General features: G+C 54.7%; 14 protein-coding genes. 3 read left to right on the forward strand and 11 right to left on the reverse strand.

Annotated elements, in window-relative coordinates; genetic code table 11:
* Window positions 1–86: 86 nt before the first annotated feature.
* The 9 genes from Pla52o_RS24000 to Pla52o_RS24040 all read right to left on the reverse strand — a co-directional run bounded on the left by Pla52o_RS24000 (window position 87) and on the right by Pla52o_RS24040 (window position 12,794).
* Window positions 87–3,290 (reverse strand): SIR2 family protein, encoded by a 3,204-nt coding sequence (locus Pla52o_RS24000; RefSeq protein ID WP_146597166.1) that lies wholly within the window; start codon window positions 3,288–3,290, stop codon window positions 87–89.
* A gap of 659 nt (window positions 3,291–3,949) precedes the next feature.
* The gene (locus Pla52o_RS24005) at window positions 3,950–5,764 is read right to left on the reverse strand and encodes a bifunctional diguanylate cyclase/phosphohydrolase (RefSeq protein WP_146597167.1); all 1,815 of its coding nucleotides are present in this window, start codon (window positions 5,762–5,764) and stop codon (window positions 3,950–3,952) included.
* A gap of 195 nt (window positions 5,765–5,959) precedes the next feature.
* On the reverse strand, window positions 5,960–7,420 hold the full coding sequence (locus Pla52o_RS24010; protein ID WP_146597168.1) for a pilus assembly protein TadG-related protein: 1,461 nt from the start codon (window positions 7,418–7,420) through the stop codon (window positions 5,960–5,962).
* 9 nt (window positions 7,421–7,429) lie between these two features.
* On the reverse strand, window positions 7,430–7,894 hold the full coding sequence (locus Pla52o_RS24015) for a TadE/TadG family type IV pilus assembly protein (RefSeq protein ID WP_146597169.1): 465 nt from the start codon (window positions 7,892–7,894) through the stop codon (window positions 7,430–7,432).
* 15 nt (window positions 7,895–7,909) lie between these two features.
* Window positions 7,910–8,344, reverse strand: a complete 435-nt coding sequence (locus Pla52o_RS24020) for a TadE/TadG family type IV pilus assembly protein (RefSeq protein ID WP_197169469.1) — start codon at window positions 8,342–8,344, stop codon at window positions 7,910–7,912.
* Window positions 8,334–9,254: a type II secretion system F family protein gene (locus Pla52o_RS24025; protein WP_146597171.1), complete on the reverse strand. Its 921-nt coding sequence runs from the start codon at window positions 9,252–9,254 to the stop codon at window positions 8,334–8,336. The genes Pla52o_RS24020 and Pla52o_RS24025 overlap by 11 nt, the downstream gene beginning before the upstream one ends.
* Before the next feature lie 36 nt (window positions 9,255–9,290).
* Window positions 9,291–10,232: a type II secretion system F family protein gene (locus Pla52o_RS24030; protein ID WP_146597172.1), complete on the reverse strand. Its 942-nt coding sequence runs from the start codon at window positions 10,230–10,232 to the stop codon at window positions 9,291–9,293.
* Window positions 10,229–11,620 carry a CpaF family protein gene (locus Pla52o_RS24035; protein WP_146597173.1) on the reverse strand — a complete coding sequence of 464 codons (1,392 nt, stop codon included), beginning with the start codon at window positions 11,618–11,620 and terminating at the stop codon, window positions 10,229–10,231. Before Pla52o_RS24035 ends, Pla52o_RS24030 begins: the two co-directional genes overlap by 4 nt.
* A 10-nt stretch (window positions 11,621–11,630) precedes the next feature.
* On the reverse strand, window positions 11,631–12,794 hold the full coding sequence (locus tag Pla52o_RS24040) for an AAA family ATPase (RefSeq protein WP_146597174.1): 1,164 nt from the start codon (window positions 12,792–12,794) through the stop codon (window positions 11,631–11,633).
* A gap of 1,026 nt (window positions 12,795–13,820) precedes the next feature.
* Here Pla52o_RS24040 and Pla52o_RS24045 point away from each other — a divergent pair.
* From Pla52o_RS24045 to Pla52o_RS24055, 3 genes are all read left to right on the forward strand, one after another.
* Window positions 13,821–14,279 (forward strand): hypothetical protein, encoded by a 459-nt coding sequence (locus tag Pla52o_RS24045; RefSeq protein ID WP_146597175.1) that lies wholly within the window; start codon window positions 13,821–13,823, stop codon window positions 14,277–14,279.
* Between the two features lie 1,781 nt (window positions 14,280–16,060).
* Window positions 16,061–17,407 carry a hypothetical protein gene (locus Pla52o_RS24050; RefSeq protein WP_146597176.1) on the forward strand — a complete coding sequence of 449 codons (1,347 nt, stop codon included), beginning with the start codon at window positions 16,061–16,063 and terminating at the stop codon, window positions 17,405–17,407.
* Window positions 17,408–17,699: 292 nt separating this feature from the next.
* Window positions 17,700–18,743 carry a tyrosine-type recombinase/integrase gene (locus Pla52o_RS24055; protein ID WP_146597177.1) on the forward strand — a complete coding sequence of 348 codons (1,044 nt, stop codon included), beginning with the start codon at window positions 17,700–17,702 and terminating at the stop codon, window positions 18,741–18,743.
* Between the two features lie 354 nt (window positions 18,744–19,097).
* On the opposite strand, the gene Pla52o_RS24060 is transcribed toward Pla52o_RS24055, so the two are convergent.
* Together Pla52o_RS24060 and Pla52o_RS24065 are read right to left on the reverse strand one after the other, a co-directional pair.
* Complete coding sequence (locus tag Pla52o_RS24060) at window positions 19,098–19,820, reverse strand: HNH endonuclease (RefSeq protein ID WP_146597178.1); 723 nt, start codon at window positions 19,818–19,820, stop codon at window positions 19,098–19,100.
* A 25-nt stretch (window positions 19,821–19,845) separates the two neighbouring features.
* Window positions 19,846–20,763, reverse strand: a complete 918-nt coding sequence (locus tag Pla52o_RS24065) for a hypothetical protein (RefSeq protein WP_197169470.1) — start codon at window positions 20,761–20,763, stop codon at window positions 19,846–19,848.
* Between the last annotated feature and the right edge of the window lie 117 nt (window positions 20,764–20,880).

Consider the following 20,880-nt stretch of genomic DNA (forward strand, 5'->3'; position numbering starts at 1 on the left):
CTTGATTCAAATACCACCGGTGCGGACACCTGAAATTTCCAGGGACCCCGAGATGCTTAGTGTCGGCAGATTAGTTGCCGTAAATGCTACTCGTCAAAATCGACATCGAATGCGACCGGACCGCGGAAGTTGAAAGCGATTTTGAAACGCACTCGACTGTCGTAGATCACTTCTCGCCATGAGTCATTTATGAAACTGGATTCATGGGCAAATAGCAACTCATGGGTCTTATTGCATTTAATGAAGCACGCGGTTGCAAGCATGTTTCCAATTCGACCCTGAAATTCCTCGTCTAAAGGAAAATGATGTTTGCGTCGCTCGGACATTGAAACACGCGCTGTAGCCAATTCAGAAAAATACGGCTGCGCCTCCTTGTGCCCTTTCATTATGTACAGCTGCCTGGCATGCATCAACTGCGCGTCATAGTTCTTGTCACCGGGCGTAAACGACCGCCTCAAGTGGTACAGGAGATCTTGGTCGCTTGCATCCGGCTTTTCTCGCAGAATACAGCTCAGCAAATAATGCAGACGTGGTTCGTGTTCGTTATAGAAAAGAGCCTGTCGCACAATGGACTCAGCGCCCTCGTTGTCTCCGGAACCGAGTCTCGCCCGAGTGAGGCTAATTGCAACGTGCAGGTTTTTGGGATTGGCGGCAAAAGCCTTTTCTAATGTCGAAAGCAATCTCTCGGTTTGGCTCAAGAATTTTGCTAGCTCCGCTTCTGTAGAAAGCAGGAACTGTTCATTTGGATTAGCTCGCTTGTGTTTAGCAAGTTCGGTTTCAAGTGACTTGAGCTGTCTCGCCAATGATTCGTCAGACGTCTCTTCGGTGGCCAAGGCAAGTTTCAGCTGTTCCATCTTTATTTTGACGAGCGTGTTGCGTGAGTACTTGGTGTACCCAGAGCGGGCAACAAGAGACCGACATGCTTCGTCTGCTTCTGAAAGGTATTTCGCCTTGCGCAACGGTGGTCGTTCATTCTTAGCTCGATTGAATGCTAGTTCAGCAAAACTGTGAAGTATCGTCGGATTATTCGGGTCAAGCCTCTTGGCTTCAACGAGTAATGTCTCTGCCTCTTTCAGATGCGGTGACGGATGCTTCATCTCGTACAGCGACTGCTGATGAATTACGACTGCATCGTTGGAGGATTTCTTGCAGGCAATGTCATAGATCAGCTTTGCGTCTGCTCTGTTCTTTGATAGCTCCAGAACGGTCCGATTGTTTATTAGCTGATAGAAGGCCTCTCTGTCTGCCGAGTAATCCAGATCAAGAAAACGCAGGCACTTCAGCACAGCCTCAAGACGTTCAGTGGCATCGTTGATTGCGTCGTGATAGACCATGTCAGCGATTTGCGAGTGCCGAGCTACGTACGAATAGTCCCTGCCTTTATCGCCACCGATGACACGCACAATGCGTTCCAGAGGATCGAGGAACTTATCGGAAAACTCGGCGAATCCTACGCCGTGTATGCGAGAAATTAGTCCGGCCCTGACAGGTGTCTTCAAACGATAGAGAACACAGATTGTCTTGTAGATTTGGCGAGCTTCGTCTGGCTGCACTCCTCGGAACTCGTCACAGATGATTTCACGAAAGCTGAGGGCGTGAGTTGCCTCATGCAGAGCGACAAGAAGCTGTCGTCCAGAATGTTCGCTAAACTCCTTGAACCGCTCTTCCTCGGATTTTGACTCTAGCTCTCCTAAACACTTATGTGTCTCAAGCAACGATAGCAAGCCTCGTATTTCTCGCTCAGAGAGGTAGGTCAGTTCGTAATCTTCATCGACTAGCTCCTCAAGCTCAAGTCGTCGTGAATTGAATTCGCTCTGACGAACGCTACCGACCACGAGTATGTGAACTCCTGCATCCGAGGCGTACTCAAGCAAGGTGGTTAGCTCACGATGAACACGCAAAACATCATCGACAAAGAGTACAACTTGCTCTTGAATGGCTCGCGCGATTTCGATGACCGCACTTGGAGTTAGCTCTCCAAGCTCTTTCAAGAAAAGGCACGGCATCTCAAATTCGCGTGCGATCTCCCAGGCAAGCCTTTTCATTGTGATGGATTTACCTGATCCAGCATGCCCTTTAAGCAGAACGAATGAGGCATTCGGGGTTTCAGTCGAAGCTATTTGGTCTACGACATGCCGTTCGAGAATCGTGTCGGTAATACGTCTTCGCACGTCAAGTGATGCGTCAATAGCACCCCAACCGTTGTCGGCGGCTTGGTAAAAACTCTCTGGCTTGACGGCATCGACGGACTTGAGCTCGTTTACGACATCGACGTCAGCTTCTATGAAAAGCTTTGCGCGTTCAGATAACTTTTCTCCTGTCGGAAGCCGTGAATGCAAGTAGTCGTTCGGTTCCGAGTGGGACGCGGCTACTATCCCTCGAAAAACTGATCCGATGCTCGCATCAAGCTCGTCGACGAAGGAGTCGAAGTCCATTTTAATGGCGGTTATCCTTTTTGATTCCCAAAGACTTACTTGCTCGCTGCGAAAACCAGGGCCGACGAGATAAAAACGAGGGCGGCTTGATCTCATCTCAGAATCGAGCTCGTTTAGCAACTTCCGCAAATCCTTGTCCTGGAGGCTGTAGCCAACGAACAGCACAGGGAACTCCGATGCCCATTCTTTGAGTCGAGAAAAAAGGCGATTGCGGTTTTCCCGAAACTGTTCGTATTGATCGGAGGTCAATATCAGCGGAAGACTCTCATCGTTGGGGATTGAGAGACACCCGTGAAGCTTCATGTATGCGACTGCGTTGCTGGCTTTCAGTTTTGTCTCGATAGGATCGCCGTCTCGGTAAATCGGCTTGAGTTGTTGGACCGGATTTGAAGCCTGATCATAAGCACGCTCTAGGACCAGATCGTAGTTTGTCGTCGCGATTCCGTGCCAACGAAAGGAAGTTAGCTTCAAATGAGATTGCGTTGGCTGGAAGCGATTGAAGAAGTCAGCGACAAAATTTTGCACCTTACTAAAGTTATGTTGGTCGATCGCAAGTTCTGCGACTTCTTCAAGACCAAATCCGACGTAGTCGTCGCTTAGAAACTCTTTCGCGAGGATATCCGCGAGGCCTTGGCCGTTTGGAGGTTTCTCGTTGTTGGGGAGCCGGCAGCCCATGGATGCTCCAGCACCTAGAAATAGCACAGCATTGCCAGACTCGACCTCGTTTTTTAGTGCGTTTGGAAATTCGCTCATGTTTTCCTCATAGGCTGTTGGTTCGCGTTCTATTTTGCGCGTTGCCTTGTCATCTTCATAGCGGCAGCAAAGCGATGTTGCCAAAGGAGAAACGGCCTCCACGCCGCCGCAACCTCGGTTGAGCCTCCAATCGGCATCTGGAACTAGTTTGACCGAAGCGAACGATGCTTAAATCGCCAACCCGCGACCCAGTTCCGGCGGCAGCGAAGCGAGGGCCTGAGCCTCGCCAGCGACAAGGCGAGGCGAACCCACTCGGGATTCGTCGAAGGCACGGCGAGCATTGACCATAGGGACACAGCACTTTGTTGGGGGGCAATTCGTATGCCTCGTTTGAATCGAAGCTGAGAATTTGGCTGGGGCGGCGTGGGTTTTGATCCAGAAGATCGGGTGATAGGAGCGGGCGACCAGCGTGGATGGAACCGAAACGAAAAAGCGCCCGTGGGTCATTGCTGGCACACGGGCGTTTTTGTGAGCGGTCGAAAAATTCGTGACTTTAAAAAAACTCAACTGGCAGGAATGACGCAACCGCTTGAAACACGAGGAAAGTAGCAATCAAGTGAAATTGTGGTGTCACGCTTGGTGGCGTTGTCTGAACCGGTGACGATCGGGTCGCAACGCAATCCCTTGCGGACGTATCTCGTCGAAGCGGCAGGGGAAACGTCCGTCCATCGCGGTCGCTCCCGAAAGAATCCGCCGCAGCAGGAATAAGTCAAAGGTCGCAATTATTCTCTCGTCACCTTTTCTTCCTCGCACTTCGCTGCTCAGTGCAGTGCCGAGGGGGCGTCCGTTAATGTCGGGTGGCTCACGCCTGGCATGGCAATGAAGGGCAACGGGGTGTCCCTCTCTTCCATCCCGGCGGTCCCATCGTCGGTGAGGTTGCGGATCAAAGTTTCGACAAGCTGCTCATCGAATTGGCCACGTGGATTGGCTCGTAATTCGGCAAATGCATCGGGTAACGAGGATGCGTTTTGGTGAGCTTGATCCCGAGTCATGGCGTCAAAGGCATCACAAATTCTCAGGATTTTCACGCTGCGTGTGACTTCGTCAGATAACGCTTCCGACGTTTTCGAGTGGATGCCGTGATAATGCCGCAAGATGTTGAGCAAATCGGGGTGCTGAAAAACCTCTTCGATAATACTTAACCCGATCTTGCCATGCTGTTGCAACTGAAGTCGTTCGCTTGCCTCCAATGGGGTCGGTTTGAAAAGGATCGAGTCGGGGACGCCAATTTTGCCGATATCATGCAGTAGCGCCGCGATCTCCAGCACGTAACGTTGGCGCGGTGACAATTCATCCGACATCGCGTTGACGCATAGATCCGCGACACGCCGGCAATGCTCTGCGGTGGCGAGGTCGCGAAAGGCAAGTGCCGAGACCAATGCCGAGACCGAGGAAAACGAAATCGGAGTGGCAGGTTGAGCGGGAGCTTCGCTGGGCACTTTGATTTCACTTTCCATCCTCAGCACACCCCGATGGACGACACAATTGCGGCCTCGCCCCTTGGCTCGGTAGAGGCACTCGTCGGCTTGGCAAATCAGGCCAAGCGGATCGTTCGCACCTTGAGTGATACAAGAGATCCCAAAGCTTGCGGTCAACAGACCACACGGGAAATCGGTCTCGCTAATGCGTTGTCGTACCGTTTGGCAGCGTTGGGCTGCATCCTTCATGCTCACGTTGGGTAACAGCACACAAAACTCTTCGCCACCGTAGCGGCAAACAGCACCTGCGCTGCAAAACGCTTGGGATAGAATCGCGGCGACCGACTTCAGGACCTGGTCTCCGACGGGATGACCGAAGTTGTCATTAACGGACTTAAAGTGATCCACGTCGACCATGATGCAGGTCAAGGCAAGTTGGGCTTGCTTGGCGTGGGTCCATTCGGACTCAAGCGTTGACAAGAATGCTCTGCGGTTAAGGCAGCCGGTCATGGGATCGTAGTTGGCCAGTCGTTGAAGTTGTGAGTTCTGTTGCTGAATCGTTTCGACCACCTTCTCGGCAACTTGAATCCCCTCACGCAAGGTTTGGGTGCGGCGTTCGACGGCATCTTCAATGTGTTGGCTAGACGTATGGAGTGACCTTTGGGCTTGAGTCAGCCGGATTTCGTTTAACCGCAGTGTGTCTTCTAGATCTTGCTCCATCTTGGTTTCCCGTAGACGCAGCGTGATAAAACCATCGAATTTGACGCGATGAGCTCCCGCTTTGAATTGGATGGAAATGACGTTCCCATGACCGTCACAGCACCATGCCGAGTGCCAGCGTGAGGAGCAACTCGCTTGGGCCAACAATTGCCTCAATTGGTCACGGTGGGGAGCATCGAGTTGTGCGAGGATAAAATCCCCTAGCGGTCGCCCCATCACATGCTGTGACCGTTCGCCGAAAATCCGTAGCGCTGTGCGGTTTGCATAGCGGATCCGTTGCCGTTGATCGATCGTCAGGTAGGCTTCGGAAACCGCGTCCATCGAATGGGCCAACAACGCAAGCCGCTTTCGTTGAGCTCGCAGCCGTAGTCCGCAAACCACCACCGTTAGGCAAAGGAAAAACGTCAGCAGCAACGTGAGGACTTCAATCGGAATCATGCCGTGGGACCTTGGGATGGGTAAGAGTGAGAGGTGAGGAAATCGCCATTTGGCGGAGTGAAGGGGCGATGCCGATCATGAAATACGACCAATCGGCTGCGTCAATCGCAGCCCATCAAAGGGTGGCGATCGACGGCATGGAAAAAGCGAGAGGTCCAAGCGGAGCAGCCTCTCATGAATGGTGGAAGCAGTGCGTTATTCCACGAGATAAACATCCTCTGCAGGGGGAAGCAAGTGCTGGGGTTGGAGTGTGGTTTTTCCAACCGCTAGAAAACGCATGGTTCCGGCCACCACGCTCAAGTCATAGTTGCCGCGACCTGCGAACAATAAATGTCCACGTTTCGCATAGATGGATCCCGAGAGTTCGCATGTCTTCAACAGGTCGTTGGCTTCGATCACAATGGCGTTGCGTTGCTCACGCCCCTGGTAGATCAAGAGTTGATGAAAGGGGCTCGCCGGATCCTGGATTCCAGACATACTCAAGCGGCTGACTGCCTCGGCGATGATGACGCTCGGCACGACGTCCACATCGCCAACGAGCGGTTCGAGCACATCCAATAAATCGCCTGTGCCTGAGCCTGAGGAGGCATTCGCAGGGTCGCCGATATAGAACATCACATTCTTGGCCGTCACCCTTCCAGCCAGCAGAGCCAACGCCTGCTGGGTCAACGGGTGCTTTCCCTTGATGACGTATACACCGGGTTTGAAAGTGACGATTCCCGAAACCACTTGGATCCAATCATAGGTTCCGGGATAAAGGGTGACCGGCGGGCCGATTAAGGGCAGCCCGACGACGGTGACGCCTCCACGCGACGGACCGCTGGCCACCGGGGGCGTTGGTAGATCATCGTAGGGATCGCGAATTGGAAAGCGATTGGCGCGAAGTGCGGTGGGGCTACCGTCGAGCGCTCGATAGTGGATGGGGGAATCGACGCCGCCTACGACGCGAATCTCCTTGGCTTTAACTTTGGCAAGCCCAAGCCCTGGAGTCACCATCATGCCATAGGGTGGCAAGATCGTCCTGCCCACGCGTTGATTGTTTTCATCGACACGCCCGTATTGGCTGTTGACGTGGATCGCCCCATGCACCTCGAGACTCCCGATCCCTTCCACTTCTAGAGCGGCTAGCGAAAGCGAGGAACCGAGGAGCGTCGGCAATCCCAAAATCGATACTCGTGGGTGACGTGAGGCAAGGGCGACCAATGCGTTGGGATGCTGTGCCGGGGTGGCGCGAGCCGTTGCCGAGGTGCGGATATCATCCACCGACGTGGCCACAAACGCCGCGAGATGTAAATTCGAACGCTGAGCGAGTCTAACCGAAACGGCTCCTCGTTGGCCCGCATGGGGGCCGTCCTCAGGCGGTGAGTGGATCTCGACGTCCACGGAATCCGTGTCACAGACTTGGTGGGCGAGTGTGTAACCGCTCGCAATCGCCGCAGTCGCTGATCCCGTCCGCACGAATTCAGCGGCGGCCGACAACGCGATCGCATCCGCGGTGTGTTGCAGCCGACGGTGCTTCCCGATCAAGCTGCTCCCATCGACCACCAATGCGGTGACAAGCATCAGTGTCGGTAGCAGCACGGCTAATAGAATCAGAATCTTTCCGTTGCGACCGTTAGAGTTCGATCGTTGGCTTTTTTGATTTTGTGATTGCATGAATGATTCTCAGATTGCGATGTCCGCTTTGGAAACCGCGCTCAGCTCGGTGTTGTGCCAGGGCGCCAGTGCGCCGAGCAGCGATTGATGCAAATAATCAAGCTGGACGGTGGTGGACCGCGGAGGGGCGTCGGGGGAGCCTGACCACTGGATCTGGAGTCGTACATTTTCGGCCTCCATCGTCGGTAACGGTGGCATCGCACAACGAGGTATCCCCGCCAATAAATCGATCGGGGCATTCACGCTCTCGGGCCCCAACGGAAAGTCGTTTCCGGGGTACTCGCGACTGTGAATGGCAACCGCACGGCTGACGTTGATGGCGGCAGCGGTGAGCGTGTTTTTCCGTAATGTCAGTAGTCCCAAATCCATGAATGTGAATATGAACAGGCAAAACACGGGCAGCAAAATTGCGGACTCGACGAGTGTCGCACCGCGCCGACCCGGGCGAGAGTTTGAATTGAATGTGCGAGGCACTGGGGTTCCTGCGGGCTAACGGTAACGACGAATGATTTGACGACGATTGATCAACATTTCCAGCGGTAGGAAATTCGAGGCGATGATCGGCTGAAAGGGAAATGCAACTTCAACGGTCGCCAAAAAGTACAGCTCATTTTCTTGCTGGGCTGTGACGGAGACGTGCACATTGTCGGTCCCTTGGGGACCGAGGGGCTCGAGCTCTCGGTCGACCACTTCGCGCACCTCGGCCTCCCACTGTTCACGCGTTTCGGCATAGAAGTTGCGACCTGCTCCATGCACCGCCGCAGCGTGTACCGCTTGGCAAACAATGGTTTCCGCATGGTAGATCCGACAGAAATCAACCGTGACTAACGCCGTCAGCAAAAACACCGGTGCGACCACGGCGGCTTCGACCGTCGTACACCCGCGGCGGCGTCGTTGTGAATGAGGATCATGGTTATTTGACATTGAGGCTCCCAAACGCATCGAGCAATTGAAGGAATGCGGGACCCGCGACGACAACAAATACCGCTGGCAGTATCAGCAAGAGAACGGGCAGCAGGATCTTGACGCTCGCGCGTTGTGCCATCTCTTCCGCAGCAGCCTCTCGTTGACCGACTAACAACGACGAATGGTCACGCAACGCATCGGTAATGTTGGTTCCGTACTTCTGAGCTTCACGCGTGAACAAACAAAGCGTTTTGAGACCTTCGAAATCAGTCCGTTCCGCAAAATTCCCGAGCGCTTTTTCCAACGTCAATCCCATCGCATACTCACGCTGCACCGTCGCTAATTCATCCGCCAATTGAGGGTGAGCAAAACCCATTTCATGAGTCATTCGTTGCAGAGTCAAAGGCAGGCTCAAGCCGGCATCTAAACAGACCACCATCAACTCCAGCAGATCAGGGATCGATTTTCTCAGCATGCGATGACGCCCGCGTGTCTGGTGGTTCAACCAACCGATCGGCGCGGAGAATGCCAACAGACATAACACCAAGCATACCGTCACCGACAATGCGAGCGGTTGGAACCATTCTGACAACATGACAATCGCACTTAGGGCGGTTGCGACCCCAAGTAGAACCGCTTGAACCACAACGTAATTTCGCGCCGCGGTGGGCTCGTAATAGCCAGCCCGAGCGAGTTGCTTTTGCAGCGACTTTTTCTCGTTAACGTGCGGAACGATGCGGTCAATTTGCCGCCACCATCGAGTGCCTGGCTTGGGACTCCGCAACGCATCGGGCGATCCGCCACCGATGGCAACGGTTCGGTTCCGTAGCATTCGTTGGTAATAATCACACCGTTGAAAGATCACATAGAATGCGAACGACGAGAGTGCAAAGACGAGAATGACGATTGGTAGATGAAAGTAATGCATGTTTGCCCCTATGCAGTGATGGATTGTCAGGAATGCCTAGACATCAATTCGTATGATGGATTGGACCCAGCATGCTCCCAATGCTTGTGCCGACAATGCCGCGACCAAAATCGACGGCCGCTCAATCAGCGTGCCGATATAGTCAGGTGCGAGGAAGTAAAGTCCAGCGAACGCGACAATGGGAAGCGCCATCAAGACGAACGCCTGCATTCGACCTTCGGCGGTCAAACAACGCACTCGCTGGTCAAATTGTTGTCGCTTGCGTAGCGTCACCGCCAAGTTCTCTAGCATGGTGACGATGTCACCCCCGCTACGTGATTGGACAATCAACGCGACCACAAAGATTTGTAGCTCCATGACCCCGCATCGTACCGCCATTTCACGCAGGCTCGATTCGCGACTGAGCCCGAGTCGTTGTTGATCACAACACAAGGCAAATTCCGTGGATACCGGAACGCTGAATGCTTCGGCGACCGTGCTCATCGCGGAGGGGACGGTTTGTCCCGACCGCACCGCACGTCCGAGAAATTGCAATACGGCGGGCAACTGTTTTGCCAATTGGTTGCGCCGCCGCCGCCGTTTGCACACCAAGTAGCAAATCGGCAGCAGGCATCCAAGGGGGACGAACACCATCGCATACGCGTTCAGGAAAAACGCTGCGACGAGTGAGACAAGGGCTCCACTGACCCCCGAGCGGATTGCGAACGAGCGAACCGACCACTCCGTCCCCGATTGTTCGAGCAATCGTTCCGCCATTTGTCCGATCGACGGTCGGCGATCGACTTCGGATGACCACGGTTCCGATTGTCGTTTGAAAATCGATTGGCTGCCATGAAATGGCTGCTTCGAAGTGAATTGGCGTAGTCGCGTCTTCAAGGTGGATGGGTAGCCGCATGCCCATTGCCAAACCATATGCAGCAGCAACAGAGCGGTAAGGATGCAGCCCGTTGCGACGGTGGACATCAGGATTGCGTTCATCGCATTTCTCCTTTCCAAACGCGGTCAATTCTCTCTTCCGGGTTAACGCCCATCGAGAACAGTTCGAGAGGCAAGTCCCATCCTTTTTGCTTCAGCTTTTCGACACATGCAGGGACGATTCCGCTCGACACGAACTGGCCGACGGGAACATGGTCGGCATTCACGCCGCTTGGCTGCCAAGTGAAAATGTCGTGCATGCTGACGTTTTCACCCAACATTCCCGTCACTTCAGAGATCTGAGTGACCTTGCGTTGGCCCGATTCCAAACGCGAGACTTGGACGACGAGATCAATCGAACTGGCGATTTGTCGTTGGATGATATGCATCGGCAGATCGGGCACCGCCATGGCCGTTAGCATTGTCAGACGTGAAATCGCCTCGCGAGAGTTGTTTGCGTGTACGGTGGATAACCCGCCGTCATGCCCCGTGTTCATCGATTGCAACATGTCAAAGGTTTCGCTACCTCGACATTCGCCGATAATGATGCGGTCGGGCCGCATCCGCAGCGCGTTTCTTAGCAAGTCGCGGGATGTCACTTCACCGCGCCCGTCCAAGTTTGCAGGCCGCGTTTCCATTTTGGCTACGTGAGGTTGCTGAAGTTGTAATTCCGCCGCGTCCTCGATCGTGACGATGCGCTCGGTGGATGGGATGAACGACGAAAGGATGTTGAGCAGCGTCGTTTTGCCTGCCCCGGTTCCCCCCGAAATCACGATGTTGATTCCGCCGCCCACACAGGCCGCCAGAAAAGCCAACATTTCTTTGCTGATCGAGCTGTGGGCCACTAAATCGGTTGCCGTGAAGGGGCGCGAGGAAGCTCGGCGAATGGAAACCAACGCCCCGTCAATCGCGAGCGGGCGAAAAACGGCATTCAAGCGACTGCCATCGGCTAAGCGTGCATCAACGATCGGGCTCGATTCATCAATTCGGCGACCTACCCGGCCGGCAATCCGTTGGACAATTTCAATTAAGTGCTCCAGGCTGCGGAACTGCGTTGCCGTTTTCTCTAATCGGCCCCGTCGCTCGACGAACACATTGCTCGGCCCGTTGATCAAAATGTCCGACACCGTTGGGTCGTTCAGCAAGGACTCCAAAGGACCTAAGCCCAAGGTTTCGTCCACCAATTCATCGACCAACTGACTTCGCTCTTCTTGCGTTAACAAGTCGATGTGATCTTGGCAAAGGTTCTCTGCGGCGGAGCGAAGTTGGGTGACGAGAACGTCCGTCGAGACGGTCTCCATGACACGCATGTCAATCCCATTGATTAACTTCTGATGTAGCCGCACCTTGAGCTCAAGCAATCGCTTGCTACGCGTGTCTTGGCTGCCGGTGCTCGGGGTGGCGAGCAGCGTTGCACCTCGTGGGGAGGCTACTGTTTCGGTTGAATTCATGTTGGCTTCCTTAGCTTGTCATTAATGTTTGAAGGCCCATGCGTTGCAGTAAACGACGCCTTAGTCCATGCACCTGTTCCGGTTCATCGGCAGTGATTTGACGCCTCGCGGCCTTCAGCCCCATCGACATCACGCTACGCGGATATTGGTTGATGACCGGCTGCCCGACATTGGTGCTGACCGTTTGCTCGGCCGCGTTGATCGGAATCATGTGCAAACTCACCTCGTGAAGTGCTTTGCGAATTTCATCCGTCGTAGGATGAAATCCATTGTCAAAGTCAACGGTGACCACATGGATCCGCTCCTTTGCGATCCCCGCATCGAGTAAATGGCGGAGTCGTTTTTCGGTTCTCCACAAGGACGTGATGTCCAATCGCGAACAAACGACAACGCTGTGGCATTCAAAAACGGAAGCCAGATTGTGATGGCTGGTGAAATCGTCAAACCCGATCACCGTTGGCATGTCTTGCGAGCGTGCATATTGAAGAAACGGCGCCGTGATGCGGTCATCCGTTGGCGAACGGGGTTGCACATGCGTTGACCCCGACAACAACTGGATTCCCGAAGAGTGTTTGTACAACGCTTGGGCTAACATTTGCGGATCAATGCGAGTGTGAGCAAGCAAGTCGTCCAAGGTGTGGTGGGGATCCAACTGTAACCGTGATCCCAACGCGGCCCCCCAGAACCGTAGTTCCAGCAGACAACAGCCGCCTGCGGCACTCGCCAGATCGGAGGCGAAATTCAATGCAACCAAGTCCGCATCGCTGACGTCTCCGGTGGACAAAACCGCAATGCTGGGTGGCTTCGGGTGCGTCTCGTTGCTCGTCGCGTCCAAGCGGCGAACCAAACTGGCGATTTCGTTCGCGATTTCCGATTGCAGGTCGATGTAATCGAATGCTCCACGGCGAATGCACTCCACCACCAAGCTCGCATTCGCGGTAGACCCGACCACCACCACTTTTGCCTGGGATTGCGAGACGCAGCGATCAATCAGGTTTAAGGTGTCGTCGACGAGCAAGCCGATGACGACAAAGATGAGTTGAGCTTCTCCGCTACTGCGGCCGGACAACGCTTCGTTGATCGGCATGGTCTCGCAGCAAAGGCCATTTTTTACTGCACTTTCGCAGACTAGATTTGCGAGCGAGAAGTCATCACTGTACACAATGCCATTCATGGTTTCGCAATTATTTTCAGTAAGGCAGGGGGGGCTGGGGCAGGGGGCGACGACGGCCGGTTCAATGCTTGTTCACCTGTGAGTCAAGTTCCCGGGGGCGAGTGCGTGTAACTCAGAGCATTTGAGTGCAGCGGGGAAAACTTGTTGCAGGTGCAAGAGTCTGAAAAAGCATATGACACTAGATAGCACCGGATGGGAGCAAACTTCCTGTATTCACCGTTGCCGTCAACTTGATGACTCTTTTCTCCGCGTCTAACGGTCGCACCGGGGGGTGTGCTGATCCCTTTTCCTGTCGCAGTGCGGCGCGTTGGCGCCAGTTCAGATAACGCCTTGCGCCACTGCGGGTGTTTGCCGCGGAGTTCGGCTGCGTGAATAAGAGCATTCGGTTGCACCTGGGGTTGGTGCAATGGGTTGTCTTCGACGGTTTGTTGGCTTTTTTATCGTGTTTTCGTTAATGGCAGTGGGTTGCACCAGATTGTCGAGTGCACGCGTTTGTATCTCAGTTGTGTTTGTCGGGGGGGGTGGTGAGTCTGGTGCGAGTCTGTGCAGTGCAAGCTTGTTCAGGTGCGAGGCGTTGTGTGGTCGCGTTTGCTGGCGTCGTGCCTCGCCGTTGCATTGGTTTTAATTGCTTTCCCGGTTGGTTGGCCTTGGTGTCCGCTGCGACGTCGTTTTGGTGACGGATCGCTTTGCTTTGCTGCGGATGCGTTTGTACACCTCTGGGCTGTTTCATCGCGACACAGGCTGGTGCAACGTCTCAGATGCAATTGGGTGAAGTGGTCACGCGTTCAGGTGCGGTGGCAGTTCCGGACTGGATCAAGGGCCGTGCGTCTTCTGCTTGTCGTGTCGCCATGCATCAAGCGAGCTGCAATCCGAATGCGGCGTGTGGAGCAAAACGCGGTGAGCGGCTGCGGCGGAGATGGCGGTAGGAACGGTCGTCGCTGGATGGCTTCCCCCCCAAACGCATGCACACGCATACGCGCCCCCACACGCACGGATCCATCAGCCCAAGGACGGCCTCATGGAAAGATGGCGGTTCTAGAAGTCGGCTTGGCGATGAATCGGCGGTCGTTTCGAGGTCAGCTTTCGCTGGTGTGGCGAGTTGTAATTCTCAAACCACGCGTCGTGGAACCTCACTCGATGGATGCGAAAATGAAAAAACAACTCGCTTTGACTGGCGTCGCGATCGCCATCGCCGCGTTCGTCATTCCGCTGCCCGAAACTCGCTCGCTTCAGGCGGCGCCGCCGAAGGGCATTGCACTGCCCGATTTTGAGAGGGGAGGCACATGGGGGGCGCTGAATCGACAAGCGATGCAGACATCCCAATCGAGAATCCGAAGATCGTTTACACGCGAAGGCGTGCGTTTTGTCGTCGGTAAACGAAAAGGGCGATTCGAGACGTTCCAAGAAACCATGTTTTCAGGCGGCGTGACCTACATCCGCCTGCGACCGGTCAAGCTGATCCAGCAAGTTCCCGAATCGCAGTAGAGCGAACCCCAGAGGGGACGCGCGCAGGCTGCGGCCTTTAAAATAAAACCCAGGGCGAAAACCCTTTCTTTGACTCAGTGCGGATGAGAGGACTTGAACCTCCACGACCTTGCGGGCACTAGAACCTGAAGCCACTCTCAAAGCATTGGCCTTGCACCGCTTCCGCATTGGAAACAGTGTAAATCATTGGGGTTTCATCGACTTGCGTCGCTAAAGCATTGGAAGCGCATTTGCTTAGCATTGGCAATAATGTCACTTGTTCTGTCACTTGCTGTCGCAGGAATGGAACATCCGCTGACGCCGGTAGTTATGCGTGCGTCAAGGCATCCACGCCAAACGCTTGCAACCAGTGTTCGGGGTGGGCTGAAATCTTCACCGGCATGAATCAGCGTTCGATTGAAATCACCAAGCCCCAAAGCGGTCACGTTCAACGCATGATCTATCCTCTGGAGTGAAATAGTCCTTTATAGGTGACTAGGCCATCCGGTCGATAAAATCGGAACGTCGTAACGTTCGTGCAAATGAATCCGCTGTCGGCCACCGGAGCAGTCAAGCGGACCTTCCAAAACCGCTTCGATCGACTTGGCTTACTGAACACCGAATACAAGACCTGACCCTGGCGAAGCCTTCCTCGACCGTCACATCTCCGCCCCAACGGGGCAGTCCTATGTCAGCCCAGGCCAACGGCCTGGGTTATCAACAACAATCGCCGGAAAAGCCCCAACGGGGCGGTCCTAACGCTTTGTCGTCATGCGGCCAGCCAGCGTCCGAGCAGCCAGCCCCAGAAGTCGACGGGCCGCGCGATCACCATGGGTATCGGTCGTGGCAACCGTGAAGCCACACCGAGCGTCTACGGCTAGCCCGCTCTCGCTAGCCCTGCATGCCTCCACAAGATGCTCTGCCCTTGGCGTCTCCAAAACGGTTCTTGATCCAGTCGACAGCGAAAAGTTAGAGTGTTACGCATGACAAAAGTCTCCTAACCGCAGATCAGGCGGCGTGTGTTCTGGCAACTGCCGAGGTTGCGTCTGGACGAGGAACACGGCAAGCGCCGACACCACATTGGCTCGAGCTCTTCTTCGTGGTCGCGGTCGCTCAGTTCGCATACGCGTTCGCCGGGCATGTCTCGCTACAGGCGTTCGGGGTCTTCGTCGCGATGTTCATCCCTCTGCTCTGGATTTGGGTGGGCATCACGTCTACAAGGGTTTGTTCTGCCAAGACTCTCGCCAGCCGAGCCGATCTCCTCCGTCAGCTTATGAATTCCCGTCTGTACTACCGTCCAGCGAACCGATGAAATTCAGAGTGCCGATTCGATTGCACCTTGTCGAGCATTGCGCATTCAGCATGGCACTTCTGGCACCTTGCCATGGTTGCAACCAGCATCGTGCCAGTGGCACCAACGAATCACCTTGCTCACCACTGGGACTGATTACCCGACAACATGCCATGTGAGCCATGGCTCTCAACCGTAGCAGATCCGTGGCGTCTCGCGGAACTCTTTGCATGGCAGTACCGAAGCAAGATTTCGGCATGAGTCAGCCTGCTCCGGCGTCGGCCACCGGAGCAGATTCGCTGGGCCGCAGCCTCGGACATTACCTGACACCAGACACGCCCTTCTGGGCGCACTCTTGATCAAGCCATTTGGGTCTCAACGAGGAGTCATCTAACGCGCACATTCTTCCGCCTGGACACCGTCCGTGGCATTCCCAGGTGGGTGGCTTTTCGGTGATACTGCTCTATCGGGCTGAAGTATTTGTAACGCCGCATCAACGAAAGAGACAAAATTGGCTATCAAGTTGTCGAATCTGCAAATCCTATGGGGCTTAGCAGGGGCGCGTGAAAAATTCGAGGACATGGTAAGCCAACTGATTCATGTGGAGAGACCCGATTCGCAACGCATCCGAATCTTCAAAGGCGATGGCGGCCTGGATTCCTTCGAGGGGGAATTCAGCGATCCTGATGGAATCGACGTGTTTCAGATCAAGTATTTTCCCGGCAAGATCGAGGACGCCCAGAAGGGTCAGATTCGTGGTTCGTTTACTACGGTGCGCGACAGCACAAAGTTTAAGGTCAAAAGCTGGACGCTTTGCCTTCCGGTCGACTTGAGCCTTGAGGAAACCGAATGGTTTGAAGGCTGGAAAGCGAAGCAGGCGGTTAGCGGCATCGAGATTCGACAACCGTGGGGCGCGCTGCACTTCGAAACTCTTCTCCTGCAGGAGAAGAACCGGACCACCAAGGAAGCTTTCTTCCGGGAGGAAAGTACGGTGCTGCTGCGCGAACAGGTCGGCATCCTGAATGAGCTAAAGCAGCAGGGCGGTCGAAACCTGAAAGTGCGAGTCAATCCGGTGTGGAACCGCCAGAAGCTTCAGGCACAGATTCAGTTGTTCAACAACGGAAAGGGAGCGATCTATATCACGAGTTGTTGGATACAGTGGGGGCCAGAGGGCAAGAAGGGCGCGCGTCAGGCTTTCGATACGATCAGGGGAACTCTACCTGTCCGGTTGGAAGAACACGACGCAGCAGATTTGCTGATTCACATAAACCGCGATGTCGAGGAGTTAAGCGGTATTGGAGTTTTCGACGGCGACCAGCAGCTTTGGCTAGCAACAGATGAGAACATGGTCGTCTTCAAACATGATGCGATTGCGCATCGACTGCCGGGCACAGATGAGCCAGCGGAGGAACCATCTGCCGAGGGGCTAAAGCTAGATGTCAAAGCGCGCGTGACAAGACCGCCTGGCCTCGATCACGACCTGCTTGAATTCGTCATCAAGAATGAAAGTGCCCGACCGGTGTCGGTGCATAATGTCCAGCTTGGTTGGACGTATACCCCGCCACGGCAAAAACCAAAGTTTCCGGGGAAGCCGTCTGTTGCAGAGGCCGGTGGTAGTGTTGGATTGTTGCGGCAATCGACGACAAATCAGCTTGCCCTGGGCGAACACGTCGTGTTCCTATTGGAGAAAGAAATGTCGATCTTCCTCGTCGAAGTCGCACGCGGGGATGTGCTGGATGAGGACATAGTCCTGGAGTTTGTCACTGATGAAAAGTGGTCGTGGAAAGCGACGATGGACGAGATTCCGTCCGTGGTACGGGCCGTGGCGAACTCGGTAGTGGAATCAATGAGACGCTAGTCGTTCAGCGATATCACTATCCTCGCCGCATTCGACGGCGTCACAGCAAGTTAAGAGCTTTTCGGTCCGACACGCCGAAGCCGCCTGCTCGCACAAGAGTCGAACCGTTCGGTGCAACGAAATCTGAGCCAGATCCGGTTTCATCGACCGGGCACGGCGCGACGGTCCCAACTACCGTGGAGTGTCGCATTTTATTCCGAGATTCGGAGGTCAAGCAGGGAGCATTCGGTCACATCGCATGTCGAGAGGAGCTTGCTGGAGGTAGTCGACAGCAACGCAGGAGATTCTCCAGATGTCGACAAATTTTCCATCCGCTGTCCAACGCTATTGCAAAGCCAAGAAGCACTCGAAGGGCACAAGCGACGAATACAAAGCCACCGTGAGAAAGTGGATCAATTGGGGGCAAGAGATCCCTCTGGAACAGCTATCCCGATCGAGCATTCGAGATTTTCTGGATTGGATTTACGACGATGCAGTTAAACAAGGAGGTGAGAATCCGGAGCGGACATCGAACAAGGCACGCGATCATGTCCGCGCTATCGCCGCATGGGCATGGGAAAACGACATCATTGAGTCGCTTCCGCGATTCCCAAAGCCGCGTCCGCAACGCGATGTCGCTGGCCGTCAGTATTTGAGCAAGGCGGAACTGAACGCACTCTACTTTGCCACTTACCAGATGCGCCGACCACGCGCGTGGAAGCAACCGCACCCGTTTGGTCAGTACTGGCGATCGGCGATCGTTCTTTTCTTCAACTACGGCCTGGATACGGGTACCATCTGGAAGACCAAAACAACTCACGAACCGCTCTTATGGCGGCACGTTTTCTGGAGCCATGAATCGCCTGATCGACAATCGAAGCTTCGATCTCGCTATGGATGGCTATTCTATCGACGAGTTAAAACGAACAAATCGTTCTATCGGCCGATTAATCGGGCGGTTCACGCACATTTGCGTCGGCTTCAACCTCCAATGTTCGTACCAGAGGAACCGATATTCGTTGGTGGAACTGCGAGGCCCAACGCGGTCTTCAAACGGCTGATCGCCCTCGCAGGGATTCGCGATAAAGTCGATATTGAAACCGGCGTTGCCAAAGACTGGCTGTTGAAGGATCTCCGCAAGACTTGCGCGACTTACTACGACGAGCACATGCCCGAGTCTTCCATCGAAATCCTCGGTCACTCTGTCAGCGGCGTCACTTACCGGCACTACGCTCATCGAGATCCATTGGCATTCAAAGCAATCATGACGATCCCGCAGCCTTCCGCCTTCATGGCTCTATTACGGGGGATCGAGGGTGAATGCCCTTGCTGCCGAAGGAAGTTTGCAGGCGAGTGATCTACCGGTCGATGAAACCGGAGCATGCAGGTTGTTGCATAGGACGGTTCGTCCTGTGCGTGCTACTTGTCTGATGCTTGGCCCTGAATCTGCCGGTCTCGCGCCTTTGGCTCGAAGACAGCCATGTCGGTGCCAGTCGTGAAAATTGGGAATGCAATCGGCCGATATTGGGCGTCCCGAGAACGCTCGAATTAGTAGTAGCGACAAGACGGCTATTGAACTTTTGGTCACCGGGGTCCGGGGCTGGGAAGCCAGGTTGCGGTGGCGGAAGGATGACGTAACACCTGAATGAGTTCGCACTTTCAGAACGTATGCTGTGCAAGGGGCTTGAGGCACGGCATTGACTGAATCCCGTCAGTCGTTGTAGTCGATCACGGAGTACGGCTTCCGAAGATTTAGAATGTCAAAGCCCGCTTCGTGCTTCCTGCACGTATATGCCATGATCCCGAACACCTTAAAGAAGATGAAGCGCCAGCAGGTCAGTTGGCTGTTCGGACAGTACGCCATCTGCATGGAGAAGGCATAGTCCCCCGAGAAGAAACCGGGACATTTGCCTATCTCTTGCTCGTTGAAATCGTACAGGGGGTTCGTATTCTTCCTGTCGCCTAGCGTGTACTTCATGATGGAGTGTTCGGCGGGGATTTTCAGCCCATTGCTCAGCTTGTACCACCACCCCCGCACGAGTTTGTCAGTGATCCGTCCAAGGCGTTCGCCCTGCAGGGCCATGTTGATCCCGCCAGGGAACAGCAGTTCCTGCTCTGGGGTCTGCTTCGACAGCGAGGCGAACGTGTCGGCCTGGAGCCCCTTGGCCTCCTTCCTTTGAATAGCCCGCATAAACCGCTCTTCGACGGCCTGGGCGTCTTTCGATGCCTCGGCTCCCGAGAGCATCGCCAACCGCTGCATGTACTCGTCGTCCTTGCTCGCGCCACCGTTACATCTTCGGCATGCGGGAACCCACGGCTTATTCTGGGTTCCTTTCGCATAGATCGTCTGGGGTGGGATGTGGTCCTTGGTAGTCCCCGGGACCGGGCAGTAGGCGCACTCGCCGAGGATTGCGGGATTGTTAGCTCTCGCCATCGGTGTAACCTATCAGGGAAATATATTATCCGGCGGACGGGTTTGGCTGGACGGCTGTGACCTTATCCTTAATTTTCGACCAGTACCCGAAGTTGGGGTTGAAAGCCGCCGCAACCTCCGACGCCCGTAAAGCCGCCGCTTCGGGCACGTTGGCGTGCTCGTCAAACAGAACGGCATTTCCCTGGCGGCGAAGATTGACGGCTCCATCTGCCTGGAACCAGACGGTCCAGGTCTGTACCACGACGAGAATCCGTGGCAGTTTCGCCGCCAGTTGCAGAAACGTCTTGCCGAACTCCTCAACCTCGTTTGCCTTCGACTCAAGCCAGGCACGCCATTCAGCCTCGTAGCTGAATACTTTGCCAGGATCGACCTTGAAGGCGTCCTCTAGCCCAACGACAAAAACGCCGAAGCAGTCGTTCTCGTTCAGTTTGCCGTTGAACTTTTTGACCAGTTTTACGAGTTGGTTCGGCGAGTTCGGATGCTTCACCTCGGCACGCAAAGGCTCGATGAACAGGTCCCCGGATGGGTCGTTCGATACTGGATTGAGCGCCACCTTCATCCCACGTTTGATGCACTCTGCTGCGGCGAATAGTTCAAGCTCGAAGTCCTTGAAGAATATTTTCTTGTTTTCGCCTTCGCCGGCCGGAGTGCCGTAATCGACCGAGCCGGTAGTGATCTGCTTCAAATGCTGGGTCGGATCGAGCCCGTGGTCGAGGCACGGCTTAAGGGTTTCAGATAGGTTCCAGACGATGCTTGCGGCCCGAGCGCTTTCGACGAACGCTTTCTCGGTGCCCTTTTCGCCCTTCGTGACGGCATCGGCGATTGCTTCCGCTTCAGCCAGAGCCTGCTGGAACCCCTCGCCAGCGACGAGCTTGACCTTGTACTTCTTGAGCAGATCGCGGATTACAAAGGAACGCCTTTTCAGCTCGTCGAAGTCCATCAAGGGAGTTTTTCCTGTCATGTGGAATTGCCCACGAAAAGTTGACAGTGGGCCGGTCTTAACGGGAAGGTAAATGGTGCCTCCTGTGGATCAGGATTCACCGACGAATAACGGTTCTTC

Origin of the sequence: Novipirellula galeiformis (assembly GCF_007860095.1) — a bacterium.
GTDB lineage: Bacteria > Planctomycetota > Planctomycetia > Pirellulales > Pirellulaceae > Novipirellula > Novipirellula galeiformis.